Here is a 21,136-nt window from a genome sequence, read left to right as displayed (position 1 = left end):
AGCCATTTTTCTTCATCAATGGCCGTCGCCGTAGCTAAATTTGTATGAAAAACGCGTCCGGGTGGTGAAAAAACAACATCTTGTCACCCTGATTCATTATGACCTCCAGCAGCAGAATGTCATGCTGCGACGATGAATAAATGGGTCATGAGCGCGCTACATTCTAGCGGCAGCAGCGGCCGTTGTCTTTAAGATTCAGGAGAGTGCATGGAGTTCAGTGTAAAAAGCGGAAGCCCGGAAAAACAGCGCAGTGCCTGCATTGTCGTTGGCGTTTTCGAACCGCGTCGTCTGTCACCGATTGCCGAACAGCTGGATAAAATCAGCGACGGCTACATCAGCGCCCTGCTGCGCCGCGGCGAGCTGGAAGGAAAAGTGGGCCAGACACTGCTGCTGCATCATGTGCCAAATATCCTGTCCGAGCGTATTCTGCTGATTGGCTGCGGTAAAGAGCGTGAGCTGGATGAACGCCAGTACAAGCAGGTCATTCAGAAAACCATTAACACGCTGAACGACACCGGCTCCATGGAAGCGGTCTGCTTCCTGACCGAGCTGCATGTCAAAGGCCGCAATACCTACTGGAAAGTGCGTCAGGCGGTGGAGACCTCCAAAGAGGCGCTCTACAACTTTGACCAGCTGAAAAGTAATAAAGCAGAGCCGCGTCGTCCGTTACGCAAGCTGGTGTTTAACGTGCCGACACGTCGTGAACTGACCAGCGGCGAACGGGCGATCCAGCATGGGTTAGCGGTCGCGGCCGGCATGAAAGCCGCTAAAGACCTTGGCAATATGCCGCCCAATATCTGTAACGCCGCTTATCTGGCGTCACAGGCGCGCCAGCTGGCCGACAACTTCAGCAAAAATGTCACGACCCGTGTGATCGGCGAACAGCAGATGAAAGAGCTGGGCATGAACGCCTATCTCGCCGTTGGTGCCGGTTCGCAGAACGAATCGCTGATGTCGGTGATTGAATACAAAGGCAATCCGGATGCGGAAGCACGGCCGATTGTGCTGGTGGGTAAAGGGCTGACCTTTGACTCCGGCGGCATCTCCATTAAGCCTGCCGACAGCATGGACGAAATGAAGTATGACATGTGTGGCGCGGCTACCGTCTATGGCGTGATGCGTATGGTGGCCGAGCTGAATCTGCCGCTGAACGTGGTGGGCGTGCTGGCGGGCTGTGAAAACATGCCGGATGGCCGCTCAATGCGTCCGGGCGACGTGCTGACCACCATGTCTGGCCAGACGGTTGAAGTGCTGAACACTGACGCTGAAGGCCGCCTGGTCCTGTGCGATGCGCTGACCTATGTTGAACGTTTCGACCCGGAAGTGGTGATTGACGTGGCGACGCTGACCGGAGCCTGCGTGATTGCGCTGGGCCATCACATCAGCGGCCTGCTGTCGAACCACAATCCGCTGGCGCATGAGCTGATCAGCGCCTCCGAGCAGTCAGGCGATCGCGCCTGGCGTCTGCCGATGGCGGATGAGTTCCAGGAGCAGCTGGAGTCCAACTTTGCCGATATGGCGAACATTGGTGGCCGTCCTGGTGGTGCAATTACCGCCGCCTGCTTCCTGGCACGCTTTGCCCGCAAATATAACTGGGCACACCTGGACATCGCCGGTACCGCCTGGCGTTCCGGCAAGGCCAAAGGCGCCACCGGACGACCGGTGCCGATGCTGTCGCAGTTTCTGTTGAATCGGGCAGGATTGAACGGCGACGACTAAGCGCCCTCTTTCCTGACAGCAAGGGCGGATCTGATTCCGCCCTTGATCTTCTGATGAGCTAACCGATGAAAAACGCAACCTTCTACGTGCTGGAAACCGATGCCCCAAGCGATGGCCTTAGCGCCGTTGAAGCGCTGGTGTGCAATCTGGCGGAAACACGCTGGCGGGCCGGAAAGCGGGTGTTGATCGCCTGCGAAGATGAGCAGCAAGCCATTCGTCTCGATGAAGCGCTGTGGCAACGACCGCCAAATGCCTTCGTGCCGCACAACCTGGCGGGTGAAGGCCCGCGCTACGGTGCACCGGTCGAACTGGCCTGGCCACAGCGTCGCGGCAGTTCACAGCGCGATCTGCTGATTAGCCTGCTGCCCCACTTCGCAGATTTTGCTACTGCTTTCCATGAAGTGATAGACTTCGTTCCTTACGAAGACGCTCTCAAACAACTGGCGCGCGACCGCTACAAAGCGTATCGCAGCGTTGGATTCCAATTGAATACGGCAGCGCCACCACAGCCGCAAACGACATAGCAGAAATGGAAAAGACATATAACCCGCAAGATATCGAGCAGCCGCTTTACGAGCATTGGGAAAAGCAGGGCTACTTTAAACCGAATGGCGATACCAGCCAGGAAAGCTTTTGCATCATGATCCCGCCGCCGAACGTCACCGGTAGCTTGCACATGGGTCACGCCTTCCAGCAAACCATCATGGACACCATGATCCGCTACCAGCGCATGCAGGGGAAAAATACCCTGTGGCAGGCCGGTACTGACCACGCGGGCATCGCCACGCAGATGGTGGTTGAGCGCAAAATTGCGGCTGAAGAGGGCAAGACGCGCCAGGACTATGGCCGTGATGCGTTCATCGACAAAATCTGGCAGTGGAAAGCAGAATCCGGCGGCACCATTACCCGCCAGATGCGCCGTCTGGGTAACTCCGTCGACTGGGAGCGCGAACGCTTCACCATGGACGATGGCCTTTCCAACGCCGTTAAAGAGGTGTTTGTTCGCCTCTACAAAGAGAACCTGATCTACCGTGGCAAACGCCTGGTAAACTGGGATCCTAAGCTGCGCACGGCGATCTCCGATCTGGAAGTGGAAAACCGCGAGAGCAAAGGCTCAATGTGGCATATCCGCTATCCGCTGGCTGACGGCGCAAAAACCGCCGACGGTAAAGATTACCTGGTCGTTGCCACCACCCGTCCGGAAACCCTGCTGGGCGATACCGGCGTGGCCGTTAACCCGGAAGATCCACGCTATAAAGATCTGATCGGCAAATTCGTGATGCTGCCGCTGGTTGGCCGTCTGATTCCGATCGTTGGCGACGAACACGCTGACATGGAAAAAGGCACCGGCTGCGTCAAGATCACCCCGGCGCATGACTTCAACGACTATGAAGTCGGTCGTCGTCATAAGCTGCCAATGATCAACATCCTGACCTTCGATGGTGATATCCGCGACCGCGCCCAGGTATATGACACCAACGGCGAAGCCAGCGATGCCTGTTCCGATGAGATCCCGGCGGCTTTCCAGAACATGGAACGCTTCGCAGCGCGCAAAGCGATTGTCGCCGCTGTCGATGAACTGGGCCTGCTTGAAGAGATCAAACCGCACGACCTGACCGTACCTTACGGCGACCGTGGCGGCGTGGTTATCGAGCCGATGCTGACCGACCAGTGGTATGTGCGTACCGCCCCGCTGGCGAAAGTCGCGGTTGAAGCTGTAGAGAATGGCGACATCCAGTTCGTGCCGAAGCAGTACGAAAACATGTACTTCTCCTGGATGCGCGATATTCAGGACTGGTGTATTTCCCGTCAGCTCTGGTGGGGGCACCGCATCCCGGCGTGGTACGACGACAACGGTAACGTCTACGTTGGCCGTACCGAAGATGACGTCCGTGCCGAGAACAACCTGGCCGCCGATGTGGCGCTGCGTCAGGATGATGACGTGCTGGACACCTGGTTCTCTTCAGGTCTGTGGACCTTCTCCACGCTGGGCTGGCCGGAAAACACCGAAGCGCTGCGTACCTTCCATCCGACCAGCGTACTGGTCAGCGGCTTCGACATCATCTTCTTCTGGATTGCCCGCATGATCATGCTGACCATGCACTTCATCAAAGATGAAAACGGCAAACCGCAGGTGCCGTTTAAAACCGTCTACATGACCGGTCTGATCCGTGATGAAGAGGGTCAGAAAATGTCGAAATCCAAGGGTAACGTGATTGACCCGCTGGATATGGTCGACGGCATTTCGCTGGAAGCGCTGCTGGAAAAACGCACCGGCAACATGATGCAGCCACAGCTGGCCGAGAAGATCCGCAAACGTACCGAGAAGCAGTTCCCGGACGGCATCGAGCCATCAGGCACCGATGCGCTGCGTTTCACTCTGGCGGCGCTGGCCTCAACCGGTCGCGACATCAACTGGGACATGAAGCGCCTGGAAGGGTATCGCAACTTCTGTAACAAGCTGTGGAACGCCAGCCGCTTTGTGCTGATGAACACCGAAGACCAGGATTGCGGACAGAATGGCGGCGACATGACGCTGTCGCTGGCAGATCGCTGGATCCTGACCGAGTTCAACAACACGGTGAAAGCGTACCGTGAAGCGCTGGATAGCTATCGTTTCGATATCGCGGCTAACCTGCTGTATGACTTCACCTGGAACCAGTTCTGCGACTGGTATCTGGAGCTGACCAAACCGGTGATGAACAGCGGCAGTGAATCTGAATTGCGTGGCACCCGCCATACGCTGGTTCACGTGCTGGAAGCGCTGCTGCGCCTGGCGCATCCGATCATTCCGTTTATCACTGAAACCATCTGGCAGCGCGTGAAGGGACTGAAAAATATCAGCGACGACACCATTATGCTGCAGCCTTTCCCGCACTACGATGCGTCGAAAGAAGATGCCGAAGCGAAAGCGGACATTGAGTGGATGAAGCAGGCGATCGTCGCGGTGCGTAATATCCGTGCCGAGATGAACATCGCGCTGAGCAAGCCGCTGGATGTGCTGTTGCGTGACTGCTCACCTGCGGCGCTGCGTCGCGTTGAAGCTAACCGCAACTTCCTGTCGCGCCTGGCGCGTCTGGAAAGCCTGACCATTCTGCCTGCGGGCGAGAAAGGCCCGGTGTCGGTGACCAAACTGGTTGAAGGCGCAGAGCTGCTGATCCCGATGGCGGATCTGGTGGATAAAACCGCTGAGCTGGAGCGTCTGGCGAAAGAGCTGGTTAAGCTGGATGTGGAGATCGAGAAGATCGAGACCAAACTGGCGAACGAAGGCTTTGTTTCGCGCGCCCCGGAAGCGGTCGTCGCGAAAGAGCGCGAACGCGTGGCAGACCTGCAACAATCAAAAGCAAAACTGATTGAACAGCAGGCGGTCATTGCGGCGCTCTGATTAATACATTGCTCTGAAAAAAACCCTGCGCGCTGGCGCGGGGTTTTTTATATCATTTTTGTGATGACACCTTTCCCTGCCTCATTTCAGCGGCAAGAAGATGATGGCTATTTTCCAGAACAGCCAGACATCTTTTTCTTTCAGCCCCTCCGAACGTTAGCCGGTTAAGTGCTGCACGGGTTTGTAGAAAGTACGCTTCTGTCTCATCTGGCGTGGGTTCAATAAATGGTATACCGCACAGCTTATCAACATTGCTTAGCGTAACGAATTTTATAATCACTTCAGGATTTTCAGGTAAGGCATACGCCATAGCGATGTCTACACCTTCCTGAAATGAGGTTACGCCTGAGAAGGGCGACTGCTTAAGAATGGGATAAAGTTCAATCCAGCGCGTCCGGCCCTGAGAGAGGTATTCAGTTATCTGATCATAATCAGCCTCTAAGAGCAGAGTACTGTCGTTATTTCCTGATGCCGTAAGCACTTTATCCGATAAGCGTTGTTCTGCAGATGTAACGTTTTCCGATGAACAGGATAGTGACAATAAAGTTAAAACCACAATAATGACTCTTTTCATTTCACAATTAATTCCCTGTCACCGCTATCCGCAATACTCTTTCTGACACTGAAAGAAGCGACAATACAGCCATTAGACGCAGTGCCAAAGCCATTATCGCCATGAATGAGAAATCCAGAGCGACCACACATATCATTGCCAGCATAGGGTGTCAGACGAAGAACAAAACGCCCGGCTGTGGGATGCTTAGTTATGGGGCTGCCAATCTTATACTTCCCTGCTGGCAATGGACCTTTGTTAACCTCACACGCATAAGTCGGCTCATCTTTGTATCCCTCAGCCCCGGCGTAAAGTGCATCGAATTTATAGACGCCATTTTGTGTAAAAGAACGCTTTCTTACGTCATAAACCCATGTCATACCTGCTCCTTGAATGATGCCCGCAAGTGCTGCGTCATTGATAGTATGATTAAGCACGTTCCTTCCATGAATCTGAGTGTTGAATATTGCCATCGCAGTACTTCCAGGTGATTTTTTCGTACCGGAGCGTAACGGACTCAAGGTGGTTCAGATTTTCAATCGATTTGATGTTATGCATAAGGGGATTTACCGATACGACCTTCACCCCTTCAATGAACATATTGAAATACTCTTCTTCCTGGCCTGCATAATTGATGCGATACCACTTTATTTCCGCTGATTTGAGTGTTTGACCGGAGGATACTGCTTTGTAGAGATAAGGGCTTGATGAGTCGAATTCTTTCTCGAATTCTAATGCACTGTGAACACGCGTTCCTGTTAGTTTTCCAGTGTGGGAATCCACAGGGATACTCAATCCATGCATGAAACTAAGAACCTCGATACTTCCTTCACGATGCTCAACATCTACCGAACCTTTGATATCGGCCCCACCATCATCTTTCAGCCAGAGGTACGCTGGAATTGCCATAAATTAATCCTTTAATTAGCTTTAAAAATCTTACCTTACAGGAGCAAAAACCGGGAGATTTGATTCATATCAAATAAGACAAATAGAATAAATGTAAAGCCACCTTATTTATCAACGTCAGATAATAGGCATTATTTTCAATTATTGAACGAGGTAACTTAAAACGATAAAACAGATTTAACGCAAAAAAATAAAGAATATTCGTGGATGCAATGTTTCGATGCATTATCAGCAATATTGCTTTTACATGGCGATAATGTTACTTCTGGTAAATGTCTAACCGATTTGCATAATTCAATCCCAATATGATTTCTGACTCTCAGCCCCTCCACGTGCGGCCAATTATTGCCGCCGATAACCCGTTTATTGCCCAGGTAATCCGCGACGTTTCTGCGGAGTTCGGCCTGACGGCGGACAAAGGCTACACCGTTTCCGATCCCCAGCTCGATCAGCTATTTGAGCTTTACAGTGCCGAACAGAGCGCCTACTGGATTGTTGAGTATCAGGGCAAGGTGGTGGGCGGCGGGGGTGTTGCACCTCTCGCCTGCAGCGCGCCCGATATCTGCGAACTGCAAAAGATGTACTTTCTGCCAGAGGTGCGCGGCCAGGGTCTGGCACGCGAACTGGCGCTGCGGGCGATGGAACATGCACGCAGCCACGGCTTCCGTCGCTGCTATCTGGAAACCACTGCCAGCCTGACGCGGGCCATTAAACTCTATGAGTCGCTGGGCTTTGAGCATATCGATAGCGTGATGGGCTGCACCGGCCATGTCGACTGTGAAGTGCGGATGCTGAAACTACTGTGATAAAGGGGCTGGCAGCCCCATTGTTATTACGGGTTCAGAACGCCGGTACGCCGCTGTGAAAACGTAATTCGTTGTCAGGTTCGCTGATTAAGCGCCCTTCTGTCACACCGATCGCCTGCACCCGTGGCGCGATATCTTTGGCGGCAATCTGCGCCGCCAGTGTTAAATAGTCCTGATAATGCCGCGCCTCTGAGCGCAACAGCGACTGATAGAACTTCGCCAGTTCATCATCAAGATACGGTGCCAGACTGGCGAAGCGCTCACAGGAGCGTGCTTCGATGTAAGCGCCACAAATTAACTTATCTACCAGCGTTTCCGGTTCATGCGTGGTGACTTCACGCAGCAGCGATTTAGCATAGCGGCTGGAGGTGATCTTCTGATAGACCAGCCCGCGCGACTGCATAATTTCCCATACCTGATAGAAGTGATGCAGCTCCTCTTTAATCAGCAGCACCATCTTCTCCACCAGCTCATCCGCCCACGGCAACGCATTGCGCACGATGATGCGTTTGGTCAGGTTCTTATGGGCGTTGATAAAGTCGCTGTCGCCATCTTCGCGGAAGATAAAATCTTCATAGGGTTTCAGCCACGCCAGAATAGCGTCACCGCTGGGTTTGTCAGCGACATATTTGCGAATCAACCACACGGCGGTCTGCGCGGCTTTTAGCTCACACACCAGATGGTCGGTTAACAGCAGCGTCAGATTTTCCGGCTTGCGCGCCTCATCAATCCAGGCCTGTGGCGTGCGGCAGTGCAGAAACTGGTAGATCGGTTCGAGTAAGGGTGCGTAGTTCATGATGTCAAAACGAGGCTGGAAAAGAAGAGAGGCGGAGCATCCTCCGCCCTGCGCAACTTAGTGGCGAATGCCGTTATCATCTTCGTCTTCATCGTCGATGGCGTCTTCGTCATCTTCACCTTCGGCATCGGGATCTTCGAAATAGGTTCCCCAGCCGTCGTAATCGACGTTGTATTTACCAATCAGGTTCACCAGCTGCTCGACCTGTACATCGATCAGCTCAGGCTTCAGCGCAGATTCACTGATGATGTCGACGCACATGACGGTGGTGCCATCTTCCAGCTCCAGCTCTTCCGGCTCGGTCACTTCATAACCCAGCTTGAAGGCGTCAACCGCGGCTTTTTCCAGCGAATCAAAATTATTGCATGAGAGATGGTGTTCGATGGTGTAGAGCGCATCAGGATCGCTGCCATCCTCCAGCAGCTCTTCAATAATCTGCCGTGTCTCTTCCTGCTGCTCTTCCAGTAATGCTTCATATGCCATGACGATGTCCTCTCTGAGTTCGGCAATAATCAATTATTTTCCCACACTGCCTGTCGCGCCACTACACAAAAAGAAAAGTTTATTAGCCTTAGACTTGAAAATGAATATTCATACGGTTAAATTGAATTTTAATTCATTTTTATGATTACCGGAGTGTTGTATGAGTCAGCTGTATCAGCGCCATTTCCTCAGGCTTCTGGATTTTACCCCCGCCGAAATTGATCACCTGCTCTCCCTGTCCGCTGAATTAAAACAGGCAAAAAAAAGCGCCAGCGAAGTGCAGTATCTGAAAGGTAAAAACATCGCGCTCATCTTCGAAAAAGACTCGACCCGTACCCGATGCTCTTTCGAAGTTGCCGCTTACGATCAGGGCGCGAACGTCACCTATTTAGGTCCAAGTGGCAGTCAGATTGGCCATAAGGAGTCGATGCGCGACACCGCGCGGGTACTGGGCCGGATGTACGATGGCATTCAGTATCGCGGTTATGGTCAGGAACTGGTAGAGACGCTGGCAGAACACGCCGGTGTGCCGGTGTGGAACGGCCTGACCACCGAGTTTCATCCGACCCAGTTGCTGGCGGACCTGCTGACCATGCAGGAACATCTGCCGGGCAAAAAGCTGAGTGAGATGACGCTGGTTTATGTGGGTGATGCGCGCAACAACATGGGTAACACCATGCTGGAAGCGGCCGCACAGGTAGGTTTGGATCTGCGCCTGGTGGCACCGAAGAGCTGCTGGCCAGAGGACGAACTGGTGGCGCAGTGCCGTGACGCCGCGCAGCAGACCGGCGGCAAAATCACCCTCACCGAAAACATTACCGATGGCGTGAAAGGCGCTGACTTTATCTACACCGACGTCTGGGTGTCGATGGGCGAAGCCAAAGCGGTCTGGGCAGAGCGTATCGCCCTGCTGCGTGACTATCAGGTTAACCGCGCGATGCTCGATCTGACCGGCAACCCGCAGGTGAAGTTTCTGCACTGTCTGCCCGCGTTCCACGACGATCAGACCACGCTCGGTCAGCAGATGGCTGAGCAGTACGATCTGCCCAACGGCATGGAAGTGAGCAACGAGGTGTTTGAGTCGCCGCACAGCATTGTGTTCGACCAGGCCGAGAACCGCATGCACACCATCAAAGCGGTAATGGTCGCCACGCTGGGCCAGCGCTGAGAAGCCGCAAACGTTTTCCTCTTGCTGCGCCACCGCGAACGGGTATAATGCGGCCCAATTTGCCGGAGGAAATATGCGACAGCACAGCGGACAATTTGACGCTCAATCACGCCTGACTGCAGGCGGCGCTGCTGTTTCCTTCGGTCATCGACCCGATCATAAAAAAGCCCCTTAAGCAGGGGCTTTTTTTTGTCCGCAATCCGGCCGCGCAGAGGAGAGATCTATGCCTAACCCGCTATATCGCAAGCACATTATTTCAATCAACGACCTCAGTCGTGAAGAGCTGGAACTGGCGTTGCACACCGCCGCTACGCTTAAAGCCCATCCGCAGCCGGAACTGCTGAAGCATAAGGTTATCGCCAGCTGCTTTTTTGAGGCCTCGACCCGCACCCGCCTGTCGTTTGAAACGGCGATTCATCGCCTTGGCGCGTCAGCGGTGGGCTTTGCCGACGGCAGTAATACCTCGCTGGGCAAGAAAGGCGAAACCCTGGCCGACACCATTTCAGTCATCAGTACCTACGTCGATGCGATCGTAATGCGTCATCCGCAGGAAGGCGCGGCGCGGCTGGCGACCGAATTCTCTGGCGGTATCCCGATTCTCAATGCCGGTGACGGCGCGAACCAGCATCCGACCCAGACGCTGCTCGATCTCTTCACCATTCAGGAGACGCAGGGCCGTCTTGGTCAGCTGAATGTGGCGATGGTCGGTGACCTGAAGTATGGCCGCACGGTGCACTCCCTGACTCAGGCGCTGGCGAAGTTTGATGGCAACCGCTTCTTCTTTATCGCACCCGATGCGCTGGCGATGCCGGCCTATATCACCGATATGCTGGATGAGAAGAATATCGCCTGGTCACGGCACGACAGCTTTGAAGAGGTCATGCCGCAGCTCGATATTCTCTACATGACGCGGGTGCAGAAAGAGCGGCTCGATCCGTCCGAATACGCCAACGTCAAAGCCCAGTTCATTCTGCGCGCCGCCGATCTCAGTACAGCGCGCGCCAACATGAAGGTGCTGCACCCGTTGCCGCGCATCGACGAAATTACCACTGATGTCGATAAAACCCCTTACGCCTGGTATTTTCAGCAGGCGGGTAATGGCATCTATGCACGCCAGGCTCTGCTGGCACTGGTTTTAAACAGCGAACTCGCCCTGTAAGGAGATTCCCCATGACGCAAGACAACAAATTGCAGGTCGAAGCGATCAAACGCGGTACAGTGATCGACCATATTCCGGCGCAAATCGGCTTTAAATTGCTCTCTCTGTTCCGGCTGACCGAAACCGATCAGCGCATTACCATCGGTCTGAATCTGCCATCCGGCGAAATGGGCCGCAAAGATCTCATCAAGATAGAGAACACCTTTCTTACCGATGATCAGGTGAATCAGCTGGCGGTCTATGCGCCCCATGCCACGGTTAACCGCATCGACGACTATGAAGTCGTGGCAAAGATCGCCCCGACGCTGCCGGATCACGTTGAGCGCGTGCTGACCTGCCCTAACAGTAACTGCATCAGTCGCAGCGAGCCCGTCTTCTCCAGCTTTGCCGTGAAGCAGCGCGCCGACGATGTGCATCTGAAGTGCAAATATTGTGAGAAAGAGTTCGCCCGGCATGTGGTGCTGGGTCACTGGTAATCGCCCTGCCCGCCCCTATAATGGGCAGCACCGGCGGCATCGCCGCCTGACGACATAATCAAAGGAGCAATGATGTCTCGTGAAATCAGTACTGCAAAAGCCCCTGCCGCTATCGGCCCCTATGTTCAGGGTGTGGATCTGGGCAGCATGATCATCACCTCGGGTCAGATTCCGGTCGATCCGGCAACCGGTCAGGTGGCCGATGACGTTGCCGCACAGGCGCGTCAGTCACTGGAAAACGTAAAGGCGATTGTTGAAGCCGCGGGTCTGAAGGTCGGCGATATCGTGAAGACCACGGTGTTTGTGAAGGACTTAAATGATTTCGCCACGGTCAACGCGACGTATGAGGCTTTCTTCACCGAGCATGAAGCTTCCTTCCCGGCGCGTTCCTGTGTCGAAGTGGCGCGTCTGCCAAAAGATGTGAAAATCGAAATCGAAGCGATTGCCATCCGTCGCTAAGCGTGTAAGCCGCCTCTCTCCTGGCAGGCCGGAGAGAGGCGGCTAATCCGTTAACGCTTAGCCGGTCGCCACAGCCACAGCACCGTAATCGCCAGCGCAAACAGCACGCCAAAACCGACGCCTGTCGCTACCGCAGGTGCACCCGCCTTAATCGCCAGCGTATAGAGCCCCAGCATGATCAGCATGGCGCTGTTCTCACCCAGATTCTGCACCGCAATCGCATTGCCTGAACCAACGCTCTCTTTGCCCCGCGCCTGCAACAGTGCATTCAGCGGCACCACAAAGAAACCGCCCAGCGCACCAATCAGCATCAGCACTAAATAAGCATTCAGCAGAGAGTGCTGCAGCGCGAAGACCACCACCATGATGCCAATCAGCACACCAGCCGGCATACAGCGACGCACGGTCTCCAGCGTCACCAGCTTCGCGGCAGCCGCAGCCCCGATCACAATCCCGATCGCCACCATGGCATTCAGGGTTGTTGGCGTGGTGTTGTCGTTAATACCCAGCGCCACCGGCACCCAGAGCACCAGCAGGAAACGCAGCGTCACGCCTGCGCCCCAGAACAGACTGGTGCCGAGCAGCGAGAAACGGGTCTCTGCATCACGCCACAGCAGCGTGGCGGCACTGAAAAAGCTGCGCGTCATCACGCCGAACTGCCAGCTCTGACCCGGCCGCGCCGCCTGCAGCTTCGGAATAAACAGGTTCGCCACCACCGCGATGCCATAAGTCAGCGCACAGATTCCCAGCGCCGCCAGAATATGCCAGTCAGCCAGCATCCCGCCCGCCACCGAGCCAAGCAGAATGGCGGCGATGGTCGAGGCCTCCATCAGCCCGTTGGCTTTCACCAGCTTCTCGCCGTGGGTGATCTCACCGAGGATGCCATATTTAGCTGGCGAGTAAGCCGCAGCGCCCGCGCCCACCAGGGTATAGCCGACAAAGGGATTGAAGCCAAAGCAGATCACCAGCGCGCCCAGCAGCTTCAGGCTGTTGGCAAGCATCATCACCCGCCCTTTTGCCATGCTGTCCGCTACCTGACCGACAAACGGCGCCAGCAGAATATAGGCCGCGACAAACAGCATCTGCAGCACCGGCTGGCTCCACTCGGGATAGAACTGACTTTTCAGCACCGCCAGCGTGGCAAACAGCAGCGCGTTATCGCCAAAGGCCGAAAAGAACTGGGCGATAATCACGGCAATCATGCCGCGTGACATCAGCGGCGCATTACGATCAAGGCTCATGCCTGCTCCTCTTCCGCCATTTTTTTCAGCGTGACGTAATCAGGTTTACCGCTGCCCAGTTGCGGCAACTGCTTCATGACACGGATATCACGCGGCAGTGCCAGCTCTGGCGCGCCCAGCTCGCGAGCCGCTTTCTGCAGCCTGTCGCGCGCCAGCTCAGCGTCAGTGGTGAACAGCACCAGTGCCTCACCACGCTGACCATCCGGGCGCAGTGAAGCAGCATGTTGTTTGTCCGGCGACGCCTTGAGGGCAATCTGCTCGACGATCTCTAATGACACCATCTCACCCGCAATCTTCGCAAAGCGTTTGGCACGCCCCTGAATCTGGCAGAAACCGCCTTCATCAAAGCTGACGATATCACCGGTGTCATACCAGCCCGCTTCCAGATTGCCTTCGCCATCGTCGGCGACCGGGGCTTCCAGCACGCCTGGGTTCTCGACGCGCAGATAGCCCTTCATCACGTTCGGCCCGCGCAGTTGCAGACGTCCGCCCTGCTCGATGCCTGGCACCGACATCAGGCGTGAATCCATGCCCGGCAGAATGCGTCCTACGGTGTGCGTCTTCGCCGCCATCGGTACGTTAATCGCCACGACCGGCGCGCACTCGGTTACGCCGTAGCCTTCCAGAATGCGAATGCCATACTTCTCGATGTAGAGCTGACGGGTGTTCTCCTGCAGTTTCTCCGCACCCGCAACCACATAACGCAGGCGGGCAAAATCATAGGGCGCGGCAAAGCGCGCGTAGTTACCCAGGAAGGTTGAGGTGCCAAACAGCACAGTACAGTTACGGTCATAAACCAGTTCCGGCACGATGCGATAGTGCAGCGGGCTGGGATAGAGGAAGACCTGGGCACCGGTCATCAGCGGCGTGAACAGCCCGACGGTTAAACCAAACGCATGAAACAGCGGCAGCGCTGACATAAAGCGGTCGCGCGGTGTGAAGTCAGCAATGGTGCGGATCTGTTCGACGTTCGCCAGCAGGCTTTTATGTGAATGCACCACGCCTTTAGGGTTGCCTTCAGAGCCGGAGGTAAACAGTACCATTGCAGCGTCTTCCGGCTGCTGAGGCAGCTGGGCGCGATGCGGCATCAGCAGATGTGCAAGGATCCACAGCTTGTCCTTGCCCGTTACGGTATCTTTCAGATCTTCCAGGTAGATCCACTGCACATCATCCAGCCCCTGCGGCAGATGCCACAGGTTGCCTTTGTCCAGGAACTGCCGCGACGTGAAGACGGTTTTGATCTGTGCAGCCGTCAGGGCTGCCCGCATGCCGTTAACGCCCGCGCTATAGTTGAGCATGGCCGGAACGCGTCCGCGCAGGGTGGCACCAAAAATCGCCGCCGCCGTCACGGTAGTGTTGGGCAGTAGCAGCCCCACCACTTCACGCGGCTGGCTGTAGCGCTCCAGAATACGGCCTACGCCCAGTGACTTCTTCAGCAGTCCGTTGTAGCTGTCGGGTTTGAAATTCACATCTTCGATGCAGCGCTTAAACGCGCCATAACGCGTCCTGGCCGCCAGAAACGCCTCAAACAGGGTTTCACGCGGACGTACCGCCATGCGCGCTTCCATCATCACATGATGCAGATGCTCACCGGCCAGCACGCGCCGATCGCGCGCCCGTTTCGCCTCCGGCATCGGAATGCGGGTGGCGGGCAGAACGGTCAGTGTGATGCGCGGGAACAGGCGGCGTTTAAACACGCCCGCCAGACGACCAAACGGCGTGAACTCTGCCCCTTCAATGCGCATTGGCACCACGTTCGCGCCTGAACGCGCCGCGACAAAACCCGCCCCGCTGTAGATCTTCATCAGCGAGCCGGTGACAGTAATTCGTCCTTCCGGGAAAATCACCACCGGACGGCCTGTATCGATCAGCCGGACCAGTTGCTTCAGCGCCATAGGGCGGGTCGGATCCAGCGGCACAAAGTCGATAAAGGGTTTTGCCAGACGCATAAACCAGCTTTCGCTGATGGTCGAGTAGACAGCAAACACCGGCTTAATGGGCAGAAATAGCGCCAGCAGCATGCCGTCGAGAAACGACATATGGTTCGGGGTGATCAAAACCTTCTGCTTATGCAGTTCGGCGACGTCGCCTCGCAGTTCGACCCGCCATAACAGGCGAAATATCAGGCGTAATAATGTGAAAACCATGCCGGCTCCTTAGCATCGTGAAAATAGCTCCTCACGATGCAGGATTTGACGCGGTTCGACAACAGAATTATCGGCAGCACATTGCGCGGTTTTACAGGGGAAGGCAAGGTCCGGCGAGCAGGCAAAAAAAACCCACGCATCTGCGTGGGTTGGTGTAATAACAGGGATCTCACTGCCGAAGCGGTGTTGTTTTCACACCCATCAATACCTCTGGGACTGTTATCCTCGCACTGATTGACCGCGCGGAGACAGCGGGAAAACGCAACCGAATTCGGGGAAGTGCAACGAGGTGTGAATATCTTTCATGCCTCGCTTACACTCTGATTTAACTAAGATTTATCCGAAGGATTGGCCGATGGCTTAGTATAGATAGCGTCCGGCGCCACATTCATGTGCTTCAGTACCGGTCCCATGATATTGCCGAACACCGGTGCGGCCACCGAGCCACCGAAGTGATCGCCTGCCGTCGGATGGTTGATCATCACCACCAGCGCCACTTCAGGATGGCTGGCGGGAGCAATACCGGCGGTGTAGTTGACGTAGCCGCCATCATACTTCCCGCTGGTGCCCATTTTTTCCGCCGTACCGGTTTTGGTGGCCAGACGATAGCCCGGCACGGCGGCTTTAAGCCCGGTTCCGCCTGGCAGGACATCACTCTCCAGCATATGCACCACCTCTTTTACCGTTTCCGGGTTGGCCACCTGCCGCCCCATAACCGGTGGGGTGACGCGGGTGATCGACAGCGGACGGTAAACGCCATAAGAGCCGAGCGTGGCGTATTCACGGGCAATCTGCAGCGGCGTGACACGCAGGCCGTAGCCAAAGGAAAAGGTGGCCCGCTCGATATCAGCCCAGCGGGCGCGGTGCAGCGGGAAGTAGCCGACGCTTTCGCCGGTCAGCCCTAATCCGGTGGGTTTACCCAGACCGAACGCATGGTAGGTATTCACCAGGGCTTCAGCAGGCATCGCCAGCGCGAGGTGCGACACGCCGATGTCGCTCGATTTTTGCAGAATGCCGGTCATCGTCAGGCGTGGCCAGTGACCAACGTCGCGGATCAGGTGGCCATTAACGCTGTAAGGCGTGGTGTCGATGACCGAGTCCGGACGCACCAGATGGCGCTCCAGCGCCTCCATCACCACCAGCGGCTTGACGGTCGATCCCGGCTCGTAGCTGTCGTTGATGGCTGAGTTACGCATCTGCGCCGGGGTGGCCCCTTCATAGTTATTGGGGTTGAACGACGGGTAAGAGGCCATCGCCAGAATCTCGCCCGTGTCGATTTTCACCAGCACGGCGGCACCCGAGTCCGCCTTGTTGATCAGCACGCCGTCGCGCAGTTTGCTGTAGAGCGTGTACTGGTCATATTTATCAATGCTGAGCTGCACCGTGGGCGGCTGCGTTGGCGGCTGGTAGTTGATCATCGCAATGATATTGCCCGCCGCATCCTGGCGATAGACCTCTTTTCCCGGCTCGCCCTGCAGCACCTTATCAAAGCCTTTTTCCAGGCCGTTAAGGCCGACGTTATCCGCCCCAACGATGCCGAGCAGCGGCGCGGAAGCTTCGCTCATCGGATAGAAACGGCTGTCGTCGTAAACTTCACTGATGCCTTTCAGCTTCAGCTCTTTAATATCTTTGGCAATGCCCAGCTCGACTTTACGCCCCAGATAGAGGAAACGGCGTTTCGGGTTGGCGGTGATCTGCGCAGCCAGCTCTTCGGGACGGGTGTTAAGCGCCGCCGCAAGATAGGCCCATTTAGCACTGGTGAAATCGGGATTGCCCTCCAGCACGCGCTGCGGATCGGCAATGACATCGCGCGACGGCACACTAAGCGCCAGCGCTTCACCGTTACGATCCAGCAGGGTACCGCGACTGGTCGGCAGCGTGACGGTTCGCAGTGATCGCTGATCCGCTTCATGCTCCAGCATCGGCTGATTCAGGAACTGCAGGTCCGCTACGCGCGCCAGCAGCACCACCAGACAGGTCGTGACACCCAGGCAGATCAGCCGAAAACGAAAAGGGTTAAAGGGCGCTTTTATCTGGTCTTTTCCCAGTAGTTTTTTAATCCGGGGCATGGCATTCCGCTGCGCAAAATAAAGAGAAAGGGGCTGGTGCCAGCAGTTATAAAGAAAGCGCTGGCTGTATAACAGAAAAACTGTGTATCAGTTCGTTATCGGCGCGGATTTTTGGCAAAAAAAACCTGCGCATCTGCGCAGGTTGGTGTAATCAAGAAAATCTATTGATGTTCACCCATCAATACCTCTGGGACCCTGAATGTAGCAAAGGGAATTGATCGGCTGCCATCACTCAAACGCAACAGTTACCGGCAAAATGTAACCAGCCATGAGATCCTTACGCTATTGTGCAATCCTGATGTTTTTTGATTTCCACCAGGCAACTCATGGCATTGGGTCCCTGCGTCAGCGACGACGTTCCAATGTCGAGCGTCAGCACATTGGGGTTGCCCGCGCGATCGTGCGGCTGCCACGCCTTGCCAAAGCCAGGATCAAACCATGCGCCGGTAGCGATGATCACTACGCCCTGCGTCAGCCCATCAGTGATCCGCACGCCGGCCAGCATCGCGCCACGGGTGTTGCTCACCTCAATCTCGTCGCCCTCCACCAGCCCGCGAGCGGCCGCATCCTGTGGATGCATGTAGAGCGTTTCGTGCCCGGCAGTTTTATTACCCTGTACCGTTTCGGTGGCATCCAGCTGGCTGTGTAACCGGTCGGAAGGCTGAATGGAGATCATGTGCAGTGGATAGTCGCGACTGACCGGCGAACCGAGCCACTCCTGCGGTTCACGCCACTCCGGATGGCCGGCGAAATCGTCAAGCTGATAGTCCGCAATGGTCTGGCTGAAGAGCTCGATTTTGCCGCTGGCGGTTTTGATCGGATTGGCCTGCGGATCGTCGCGGAATGCGTCCATAAACTGATAGGGCTTGCCGCCTTCAGGAATTTCAACAAAGCCGCGCTGCCAGAATGCTTCAAACTCCGGGAAATCGATGCCTTTGCGCTGATGGGCGGTCGCACACTGCTGATAAAGATGGGCGATCCACTGCATCTCGTCGCGCCCTTCAGTGAAGGTATCGCGATAGCCCAGACGCTCTGCCAGGTCAGCAAAAATATCGAAGTCGTTACGCGCCTGATGCTGCGGCTTAATCGCCTGATGCATCGCCAGCACAAAGCGGTCACGTGAGGAGCCACCGATGTCATTGCGCTCCAGCGTGGTCGTCGCGGGCAGCACGATGTCGGCCATCTGCGCGGCAGGCGTCCAGACGATATCCTGCACCACGACGGTATCGGGCCGTTGCCAGCCCTCCACCAGACGGTTCAGCTGCTGGTGATGGTGGAAAGGATTGCCGCCCGCCCAGTGGACCATGTGAATGTCGGGATAGTGCAGGGTTTCGCCCTGGAAGCGGTATGGCTGGCCGGGATTGAGCAGCATATCGCTGATGCGCGCCACGGGGATCGACAGCCCCGAAGGATTCGGGCCGGTGCTCATCATCGGAGCCGGACCTTCCTGGCGCGGGTTGCCGACGCTGTTCATCGAACCGTGACCAAAGGAGAAACCCGCGCCCGGCAGGCCTGGCTGACCGAGCATCGACGACAGCGCAATCATCATCCAGTAAGGCTGTTCGCCACGATGGGCGCGCTGCACGGAATAAGAGCAGGTAATAAAGCTGCGCTTGCCGGTCAGCTGCTGCGCCAGTTGCACAATGCGATCCGCCGGGATGCCGGTGATACGGCTGGCCCAGCCGGCGGTTTTCGCGACACCGTCGGTTTCGCCCAGCAGATAGGCACGCAGCTGCGGCCAGCCGGTGCAGTGGCTGGCGAGAAACGCTTCGTCAACCGCGCCGCGCTGGGTGATCTCATGGCCCAGCGCCAGCATCAGTGCCACATCGGTATTGGGGCGAATCGGGATCCACTCTGCATTAACGAATTCCGGACAGTCATCGCGCATCGGGCTGATGTTGATGACCGGCGTCCCTTTGGCCGCCAGCTGCATCAGCGCCGGTTTCAGGCTGTGCTGCCCTGCACCACCTGAGGCGACCTGGGCGTTTTTCAGCGCCAGCCCACCAAAGGCGACAAAAATTTCGGCATGCTCCACCACCTGTGGCCATTCGGTGACGCGTCCGGTCAGCGGCATATAGGTGCCTATTACATAGGGCAGGAAGAACTGCGCCGCGCCCCAGCTGTAGTTGCCCTGCTGATCGACGCCACCGCCGCCCTGAAAGTAGAAACGGCGAACCAGCGTGCGGGCGTGGTTAACGCGTCCAGCCGATGACCAGCCGTAGGAGCCGTTGAAAATGCCCGAGGCACCGTAGCGCTCGCGAACGCGGCAATTCTCTTCCGCCACCAGATCCAGCGCGGTTTCCCAGTCGACGGCGACAAAATCTTCCCGGCCACGCAGCGTGCGGTCGCTCTTCTCGCGTGACTTCAGCCACGAGCGCCGTACCATCGGCTGGCGAATGCGTTTGTCGGAGTAGACCAGCTCGGGAAGGGTGTGGATCATGGGTGACGGATCGGCATCGGCGAAGAAAGGTTCGCAGCCAATCAGGCGATCGTTTTCAGTGACGGCGGTAAAGGCGCCCCAGTGAGCCAGATGCGGCACTTTGGTTTTCATCGTTGTTTTTCACGGTAGCCAGGTAGGAAAGTGAGCATAACATGGGGCGACGGCTGAGCAGAAGATGTGCCGCAGGGTCCGGTTTCGCCCCTTTTTGCGACGACGCTGGCATTCTGTCGGGTTGATGTGTCCGCCCTTTTCCGTAACACTGATGCGATGTGTAAACGTTTTCCCCAAAGCAGGTCAACGCATGGCTACCATAAAGGATGTTGCGCGACTGGCGGGCGTTTCTGTCGCCACAGTCTCACGTGTAATCAATAATTCTCCCAAAGCCAGCGACAGCTCCCGACAGGCCGTAGGCCAGGCGATGGAGCAGCTTCAGTATCACCCGAATGCCAACGCACGCGCGCTGGCGCAGCAATCGACCGAGACGCTCGGCCTGATTGTCGGTGACGTCTCCGATCCGTTTTTTGGCGCGATGGTTAAAGCCGTGGATGAGGTGGCAGGCGACACAGGTAACTTTTTGCTGATTGGTAACGGTTACCATAATGAGCAAAAAGAGCGGCAGGCGATTGAACAGCTGATGCGTCACCGCTGCGCTGCGCTGGTGGTTCACGCCAAGAAAATTCCCGACGCAGAACTGGAAGTACTGATGAAGCAGGTGCCCGGAATGGTGCTGCTGAACCGGCTGATAAAAGGCTTCGAAAAGCGCTGTATTGCCCTCGACGATCGCTACGGCGCCTGGCTGGCAACCCGCCATCTGATCCAGCTCGGCCACCAGAATATCGCCTTTATCTGCTCGACCCACACCATCTCTGATGCCGAAGATCGCCTGCAGGGCTACTACGATGCGCTGAAAGAGCACGGCCTGCCGTGCAGCGACCGTCTGGTCACCTGGGGCGAACCGGATGAAGTCGGCGGTGAGCAGGCGATGACGGAACTGCTGGGACGCGGCAAGAACTTTACCGCCGTCGCCTGCTACAACGACTCTATGGCGGCCGGGGCATTGGCGGTGCTGAGCGATAACGGCGTTCGCGTGCCGGAAGAGATGTCGCTGATCGGCTTTGATGATGTGCTGGTGTCGCGCTATGTACGACCGCGCCTCACCACCGTCCGCTATCCGATTGTCACCATGGCGCAGCAGGCGGCCCAGCTGGCACTGGCGCTGGCCAACGATCTGCCGCTGCCGGAAGTCACCCACATGTTCAGCCCGACGCTGGTGCGCCGCCATTCGGTCAGCGGCCCGGCCTGACCCCACGGTGGCTGGCTCGGCTG

18 protein-coding genes are annotated in these 21,136 nt (G+C 56.4%); 9 read left to right on the top strand and 9 right to left on the bottom strand.

Annotated elements, in window-relative coordinates; translation table 11 throughout:
- Positions 1–207: 207 nt before the first annotated feature.
- The 3 genes from pepA to HZZ01_RS11460 all read left to right on the top strand — a co-directional run bounded on the left by pepA (position 208) and on the right by HZZ01_RS11460 (position 5,104).
- Complete coding sequence (gene pepA, locus HZZ01_RS11470; protein WP_179897440.1) at positions 208–1,719, top strand: leucyl aminopeptidase; 1,512 nt, start codon at positions 208–210, stop codon at positions 1,717–1,719.
- Between the two features lie 65 nt (positions 1,720–1,784).
- Positions 1,785–2,243, top strand: a complete 459-nt coding sequence (locus HZZ01_RS11465) for a DNA polymerase III subunit chi (RefSeq protein ID WP_179897438.1) — start codon at positions 1,785–1,787, stop codon at positions 2,241–2,243.
- A 5-nt stretch (positions 2,244–2,248) separates the two neighbouring features.
- On the top strand, positions 2,249–5,104 hold the full coding sequence (locus tag HZZ01_RS11460) for a valine--tRNA ligase (protein ID WP_179897436.1): 2,856 nt from the start codon (positions 2,249–2,251) through the stop codon (positions 5,102–5,104).
- Between the two features lie 52 nt (positions 5,105–5,156).
- On the opposite strand, the gene HZZ01_RS11455 is transcribed toward HZZ01_RS11460, so the two are convergent.
- The 3 genes from HZZ01_RS11455 to HZZ01_RS11445 are packed head-to-tail and all read right to left on the bottom strand — an operon-like array spanning position 5,157 to position 6,566.
- On the bottom strand, positions 5,157–5,678 hold the full coding sequence (locus tag HZZ01_RS11455; RefSeq protein WP_179897434.1) for a hypothetical protein: 522 nt from the start codon (positions 5,676–5,678) through the stop codon (positions 5,157–5,159).
- The gene (locus HZZ01_RS11450) at positions 5,675–6,094 is read right to left on the bottom strand and encodes a tlde1 domain-containing protein (protein ID WP_313697698.1); all 420 of its coding nucleotides are present in this window, start codon (positions 6,092–6,094) and stop codon (positions 5,675–5,677) included. Before HZZ01_RS11450 ends, HZZ01_RS11455 begins: the two co-directional genes overlap by 4 nt.
- Positions 6,087–6,566 (bottom strand): Hcp family type VI secretion system effector, encoded by a 480-nt coding sequence (locus HZZ01_RS11445; RefSeq protein ID WP_179897432.1) that lies wholly within the window; start codon positions 6,564–6,566, stop codon positions 6,087–6,089. The genes HZZ01_RS11450 and HZZ01_RS11445 overlap by 8 nt, the downstream gene beginning before the upstream one ends.
- A 305-nt stretch (positions 6,567–6,871) precedes the next feature.
- Between HZZ01_RS11445 and HZZ01_RS11440 the strand changes: the two genes are divergently transcribed.
- Positions 6,872–7,372 carry a GNAT family N-acetyltransferase gene (locus HZZ01_RS11440; RefSeq protein ID WP_179897430.1) on the top strand — a complete coding sequence of 167 codons (501 nt, stop codon included), beginning with the start codon at positions 6,872–6,874 and terminating at the stop codon, positions 7,370–7,372.
- Positions 7,373–7,406: 34 nt separating this feature from the next.
- Here HZZ01_RS11440 and HZZ01_RS11435 read toward each other — a convergent pair whose 3' ends face one another.
- Both HZZ01_RS11435 and rraB read right to left on the bottom strand, forming a co-directional pair.
- Positions 7,407–8,168: a tRNA-(ms[2]io[6]A)-hydroxylase gene (locus HZZ01_RS11435; RefSeq protein WP_179897428.1), complete on the bottom strand. Its 762-nt coding sequence runs from the start codon at positions 8,166–8,168 to the stop codon at positions 7,407–7,409.
- A gap of 57 nt (positions 8,169–8,225) precedes the next feature.
- Entirely contained in the window at positions 8,226–8,651 is a 426-nt protein-coding gene (gene rraB, locus HZZ01_RS11430) for a ribonuclease E inhibitor RraB (RefSeq protein ID WP_179897426.1), read from the bottom strand.
- A 160-nt stretch (positions 8,652–8,811) separates the two neighbouring features.
- On the opposite strand from rraB, the gene argF reads away from it, so the two are divergent.
- From argF to ridA, 4 genes are all read left to right on the top strand, one after another.
- Positions 8,812–9,819 carry an ornithine carbamoyltransferase gene (gene argF / locus HZZ01_RS11425; RefSeq protein ID WP_179897424.1) on the top strand — a complete coding sequence of 336 codons (1,008 nt, stop codon included), beginning with the start codon at positions 8,812–8,814 and terminating at the stop codon, positions 9,817–9,819.
- A 223-nt stretch (positions 9,820–10,042) separates the two neighbouring features.
- Complete coding sequence (gene pyrB, locus HZZ01_RS11420) at positions 10,043–10,978, top strand: aspartate carbamoyltransferase (RefSeq protein ID WP_179897422.1); 936 nt, start codon at positions 10,043–10,045, stop codon at positions 10,976–10,978.
- An 11-nt stretch (positions 10,979–10,989) separates the two neighbouring features.
- Complete coding sequence (gene pyrI, locus HZZ01_RS11415) at positions 10,990–11,454, top strand: aspartate carbamoyltransferase regulatory subunit (protein ID WP_010251684.1); 465 nt, start codon at positions 10,990–10,992, stop codon at positions 11,452–11,454.
- Positions 11,455–11,526: 72 nt separating this feature from the next.
- Entirely contained in the window at positions 11,527–11,913 is a 387-nt protein-coding gene (gene ridA, locus HZZ01_RS11410; protein ID WP_179897838.1) for a 2-iminobutanoate/2-iminopropanoate deaminase, read from the top strand.
- Between the two features lie 50 nt (positions 11,914–11,963).
- Here ridA and lplT read toward each other — a convergent pair whose 3' ends face one another.
- From lplT to HZZ01_RS11390, 4 genes are all read right to left on the bottom strand, one after another.
- Complete coding sequence (gene lplT / locus HZZ01_RS11405; protein WP_179897419.1) at positions 11,964–13,154, bottom strand: lysophospholipid transporter LplT; 1,191 nt, start codon at positions 13,152–13,154, stop codon at positions 11,964–11,966.
- Entirely contained in the window at positions 13,151–15,301 is a 2,151-nt protein-coding gene (gene aas / locus HZZ01_RS11400; RefSeq protein WP_179897417.1) for a bifunctional acyl-ACP--phospholipid O-acyltransferase/long-chain-fatty-acid--ACP ligase, read from the bottom strand. Before aas ends, lplT begins: the two co-directional genes overlap by 4 nt.
- A gap of 329 nt (positions 15,302–15,630) precedes the next feature.
- Positions 15,631–17,370 carry a penicillin-binding transpeptidase domain-containing protein gene (locus HZZ01_RS11395; RefSeq protein WP_179897415.1) on the bottom strand — a complete coding sequence of 580 codons (1,740 nt, stop codon included), beginning with the start codon at positions 17,368–17,370 and terminating at the stop codon, positions 15,631–15,633.
- A gap of 277 nt (positions 17,371–17,647) precedes the next feature.
- On the bottom strand, positions 17,648–19,921 hold the full coding sequence (locus HZZ01_RS11390) for a molybdopterin guanine dinucleotide-containing S/N-oxide reductase (RefSeq protein ID WP_179897414.1): 2,274 nt from the start codon (positions 19,919–19,921) through the stop codon (positions 17,648–17,650).
- Positions 19,922–20,111: 190 nt separating this feature from the next.
- Here HZZ01_RS11390 and galR point away from each other — a divergent pair, with 190 nt between their 5' ends.
- Positions 20,112–21,113: an HTH-type transcriptional regulator GalR gene (galR, locus tag HZZ01_RS11385; protein ID WP_179897412.1), complete on the top strand. Its 1,002-nt coding sequence runs from the start codon at positions 20,112–20,114 to the stop codon at positions 21,111–21,113.
- Positions 21,114–21,136: the final 23 nt, after the last annotated feature.

Source organism: Pantoea sp. WMus005, from assembly GCF_013415305.1.
Lineage (GTDB): Bacteria > Pseudomonadota > Gammaproteobacteria > Enterobacterales > Enterobacteriaceae > Pantoea > Pantoea rara.
The sequence above is the reverse complement of the archived record's forward strand: the minus strand, read 5'-3'. Positions and strand labels throughout refer to the sequence as shown.